Source organism: Roseateles sp. P5_E11 (assembly GCF_054049355.1).
On record NZ_JBFUMO010000431.1, the window covers coordinates 1 to 5,109 of the forward strand.

1 protein-coding gene and 1 pseudogene are annotated in these 5,109 nt (G+C 66.5%); both read right to left on the bottom strand.

Features of this window, described 5'->3' with window-relative positions; genetic code table 11:
- Positions 1–951, bottom strand: a pseudogene (locus ACXJKR_RS23840) (heme utilization protein); the annotation flags it as partial.
- A gap of 343 nt (positions 952–1,294) precedes the next feature.
- The coding region (locus ACXJKR_RS23845) for a beta strand repeat-containing protein (RefSeq protein ID WP_457324924.1) at positions 1,295–5,109 on the bottom strand (3,815 nt) is incomplete at its 5' end.

Sequence of the window (5,109 nt, forward strand, 5' to 3'; positions counted from 1 at the left end):
GACCTGGGCCGAGGTCAGGGCGACCATGTCGCCCGTGGTCAGGCCCTTGATCTGGGCGGTRCCCAGCGAGCCAACCTGTGCGGTGGTCAGCGAGCCCACGGCGTCGCTGGCCAGCGCACCGACCTGGTCGGAGGACAGGCCGTTGAGCGCAGCCGTCGTGACGGCGCGCAGGTCGGCCGTTTCCAGCTTGCTCAGCTGACCGGTCGTCAGCCCGCCGAACTGGGTCGACGACAGCACGGCGAAATGGCCCGTGMCCAGCGCGTTCAGGTTGTCGGTGGCCAGGTTGCCGAGCTGGGTGGCGGTCAGGGCCTGGGCCTGGGCCGTAGAGAGGTTGGCGAACTGGCTGCTGCTCAGGCTGTTCAGGTCAGCCGTACCGAGCGTATTGACCTGACTCGTCGTCAGTGAATTGACCTGGCCACTGGAGAGGGCGCGGAGCTGGTCGCTGGTGAAGGCGTCAAGCTGGGTGGACGACAGGTTGCGCAGCGCAGCGGTGGTGATCGACTTGATGTCGACCGTCTCGATGGCGGCGATCTGGGCCGTGGAGAGGTTGCCCAGCTGGGCGGACGTCAGCGCGCCGATCTGGGCGGAGGTCAGCGCCACCATGTCGGCGCTGCTCAGGCCCTGGATCTGGGCCGTCGACAGGACGGCGATCTGCGAGGTGCTCAGGGCCTGGACCTGGTCGGTCTTCAGGGCCTGGATCTGGTCAGAGCTGAAGCCGGCCAGGGCGCTGGTCGCGATGGCCCGCAGGTCTTCGGTCTGGAAGGCCCGGATCTGGTCGCTCTTCAGGACCGCCAGGCTGCTGGAAAGGATGACCGAGGCCTGCGCGGTGGTGAACGCGATCAGCTGGTCGGTGCTGAGGGCGGCGTAGTCTTCCGTCGTCCAATTGCGGATCGTCGTCGTGCTGAGGTTCGGGATGACAGATGGCGAAATGCCGGGGATGACGGTTGACATGTTTTCTCACCTGTACTGATGGCCGCCTTGCCTTGCGGCGTGGCGGCGTTGGACCATCGCTGGCCCACCCCCGAAACTGGAGGCGTTGTTCTGAGCGGAGCCTGTGCCCCGGCGCGTCGAGCAGCCAAGACGTGCCAGAGATACAAAAAAATTGAAACCCGAACCCAACCCAATGCGGCCGCAGGCGGGATGCGATCCCGCCTGGAGCGCCGCGATGAGGTGGGCTCGTGTTGTCATGCTAGGGACGAGTCCTCGGAACCAATCGGCAAAAAGACCGGGTTTCTCGACCCAAGGTCGACCGTTCGGCAGCTGCGCCGAATGGGCTTGAACGAATTCACGGACTTCACACCCAGTTGCCGCCGTTGTTGCGCCGGTGCTCGTCGTCCTCGGCCAGCTTGCGATCGATGGCCGCAAGGTGGGCGTCGGCCGACGGGTGCGGCACGGCCGCCTTGGCCAGGTCGACGTGCTCGGCACCGAGCAGCGGGGCGGTCGGCGGTGCCAGCACGTCGTGCAGGCTGACCGTCGCGTCCTTGCCGTCATCGGCCTTCTGCGGCTGCACGTCCTTGGCGAACCAGACGTCGGCCACGTCGTGCTTGCTGCCGTCGGTCGTCGTGTAGCTGGACACCAGGCCGATGAGGTTGCCGCTGTCTGACCCGGAGCCCTTGGTGGCGTTCAGGTCGAGCGAGGTGATGCCCAGCTGGTCCAGCGTCTTCAGCTCGCCGGCGTCGGTCTTGCCGTCGTGGTTAGCGTCGACCCAGACCTGCAGCTGCTTCCAGTTGGCGTCGTGGCTGTCGAGCTTGCCGTCATGGTTGCTGTCCTGTTCGGCCATGGCGGCGTAGCCATCCTTGGCATGCTTGCCGTTGGCCAGCACGGTGCCCATGCCGAAGAGTTCACCGCCGCTGTTGATGAGGCCGTCATGGTTGCGGTCCATCACCAGCAGGCCATCGCCGCCAGCCACCCAGCCCACCTTGTTGGCCTGGCCGGTGYCCAGCAGGTCGAAGTTCACGCCCTGGGCGGCGGCCAGCGTGTTGACGCCGTGGCCATCCAGGTCGAGCACGATGGGCGTGACGTTGAAGTAGGCGTTCATCTGCGCCGCGCTCATTTCGCCGAAGGTCGTGCCTTGCAGCGCGTCGAGCTGAGCCATGCTCATGGCGGTGATGTCGCGGGTTTCCAGGCCGCTGATCTGATCGGTCGTGAGGCTGTGGATCTGATCCGTGGTCAAGGCCGCCGCCTGCGCCGTGGTCAGCGCCGTGATCTGCGTCGCCTTCAGCGTGCTGAACTGGTCGCTGGTGATGGCCTGGATCTGCGCATTGCTCATCGCGGCGACGTGGGCCGTGGTCAGTGCGCGCAGGTCGTCGGTTTCCAGCGCCGCGATCTGCGAGTTCGTGAAGGCCTTGACCTGGGTGGAGGTCAGGGACGCGAACTGCGCCGTCGTGAAGGTGTTCAGGTCGTCGGTGGCCAGGTTGTTGATCTGGCTGGTCGTCAGCACCGACACGCGGGTGCCCAGGCCGGTCAGCTGATCGGTGGTCAGCGCACCCAGCTGGGTGTTGGTGATGGCCTGCAGCGATGCCGAAGTCAGCTTGGCCAGGTCGTCGGAGTCGATGGCCACGATCTGGTCGGTGGACAGCGAATTCACCTGGGCCGTGGTCAGCACCGAGATCTGCGCCGAGCCCATGGCCGTCAGGTCGGCTGCGGCCAGGCCCTGGATCTGTGCGGTGGACAGCGACAACACCTGGGCCGTGCTGAGCGCGGCGATGTGCTCGGTCTGCAGCGAGGCGATCTGATCCGAGTTCAGGCTCKACAGCGCCGCCGTCGTCACCGCGCGCAGGTCGGCCGTCTGCAGATTCGGCAGCTGGTCGGTTGTCAGCGAACCGAACTGGGTCGCGTTCATCACCGCGTAGTGCTGTGTTCCCAGGGCCGTCAGATCGTCCGTCGTCAGGTGCGACAGCTGGCCGGCCGTCAACGCCTGGACCTGGCCCGTGCTCATGCGAGCGAACTGGTCGGTCGTGAACGCGTTCAGGTCGTCGCTATTCATCGTCGACAGCTGGGCCGTCGTCAGCGAGTTCACCTGCGCCGAGGTCAGCGATTGCAGCTGGTCGCTGGTCAGCCCATCCAGCTGGGTGCTGGTCAGGGCGCGCAGCGCGGTCGTGGTCAGGAAGCGGATGTCGCCGGTCTCGATGGCGGACAGCTGATCGGTGCTCAGCGCAAACGCCTGGGCGGAGTTCAGCACGGCCACCTGGGCGGTGCCCAGGGCCGTCATGTCGGCGGCCGTCAGGCCCTGGACCTGGGACGTCGTGAGCGAGCCGATCTGGGCGGTGCTGAGGCTGGAGACCTCGTCGGAGCTCAGTGTCAGGATCTGATCCGAAGACAGGCCACGCAGCGCTGCCGTGGTGACGGCGCGCAGGTCGGCCGTCTCCAGCTTGGGCAACTGGTCGGAGGTCAGCGAACCGAACTGACTGGAGTTCAGCGTCGCGAACTGGGCCGTCCCCATGGCGTTGAGGTTGTCGCTGGCCAAGCTGCTCAGCTGGGCCGTCGTCAGTACGGCGACCTGGGCGGTGGASAGCTTGTTGAACTGGTCGGACGTGAGGCTGTTCAGGTCGTCCGTGTTCAGCGTGCGGACCTGGTCGGTCGTCAGCGAGTTGATCTGGGCACTTGTCAGGGCGCGCAGYTGRTCGCTGGTCAGGCCRTCSAKCTGGGYGCTGGACAGSGMRCGCAGRGYSGCCGTCGTCAGCGACTTCATGTCGGCSGCWTCRATGGCRGASAGYTGGTCGGTCGACAGGTTCTGGGCCTGSGCCGARYTCAGYGCSGCSACCTGGGCSGTGCYSARCGCCGTCATGTCGSCGGCGGTSAGRCCCTTGACCTGGGCGGTSGTGAAGGCCGCCACCTGGCCCGTGGACAGGCTGGACACCTCGTCGGARGTCAGCGACTGSACCTGRTCGGARCTCAGGCCGCGCAGCGCATTGGTCGTGACGGCACGCAGGTCGGCCGTTTCCAGCTTGGACAGCTGGTCGGTCGTCAGCGAGCCGAACTGGCTGGACGACAGCGTCGCGAACTGGGCCGWSCCCATSGCGTTGAGGCTGTCGGTGACCAGGTTGCTCAGCTGMGWSGTCGTCAGCGCCTGGATCTGCGAGGTCGACAGGCGGGCGATCTGRTCCGTCGTCAGSACGTTCAGGTCATCSGTGYTGAGGCYGATGATCTGCGGRYTGGTGGTCAGCGCGTTGAGCTGGGYGCTKGTSAGSSCSCGCAGCTGATCGCTGGTCARGCCATCGATCTGGGYGCTGGACAGSGCWCGCARSGMGGCCGTCGTCARCGACTTCATGTCGGACGCGTCGATGGCTGCCAGCTGGTCGGTGGACAGCGACTGGACCTGGGCCGAGCTCAGCACAGCAACCTGGGCGGTGCCCAGGGCCGTCATGTCGGCGGCCGTCAATCCCTGGACCTGCGACGTCGTCAGCGAGCCGATCTGGGCGGTGCTGAGGCTGGAGACTTCATCGGAACTCAGCGTCAGGATCTGGTCCGAACTCAGGCCGCGCAGCGCGGCGGTCGTGACCGCACGCAGGTCGGCTGTCTCGAGCTTGGGCAACTGGTCGGAGGTCAGCGAACCGAACTGGGTGGATGACAGCGAGGCGAACTGGGCCGAACCCATCGCATTCAGGTTGTCTGTCGTCAGGTTGCTGAGCTGCGCGGTCGTCAGGACCTGGATCTGGGCGGTGGAGAGCTTGTTGAACTGGTCGGACGTGAGGCTGTTGAGGTCGTCCGTGTTCAGCGTGCGGACCTGGTCGGTGGTCAGGGCATTGATCTGGCTGGAAGACAGGGCCCGCAACTGATCCGAGGTCAGGCCGTCGAGTTGGGTGCTGCTGAGGGCGCGCAGGGCGGCCGTTGTCAGCGACTTCATGTCAGCCGCGTCGATGGCGGACAGTTGATCCGTGTTCAGTGCGGCCGCCTGGGCCGAGCTCAGCACGGCCACCTGGGCGGTGCCCAGGGCCGTCATGTCAGCGGCCGTCAGGCCCTGGACCTGGGACGTCGTGAGCGAACCGATCTGGGCGGTGCTCAGGCTGGAGACCTCATCGGAGCTCAGCGTCAGGATCTGGTCCGAGCTCAGGCCGCGCAGTGCGGCGGTCGTGACGGCGCGCAGGTCGGCCGTCTCCAGCTTGGGCA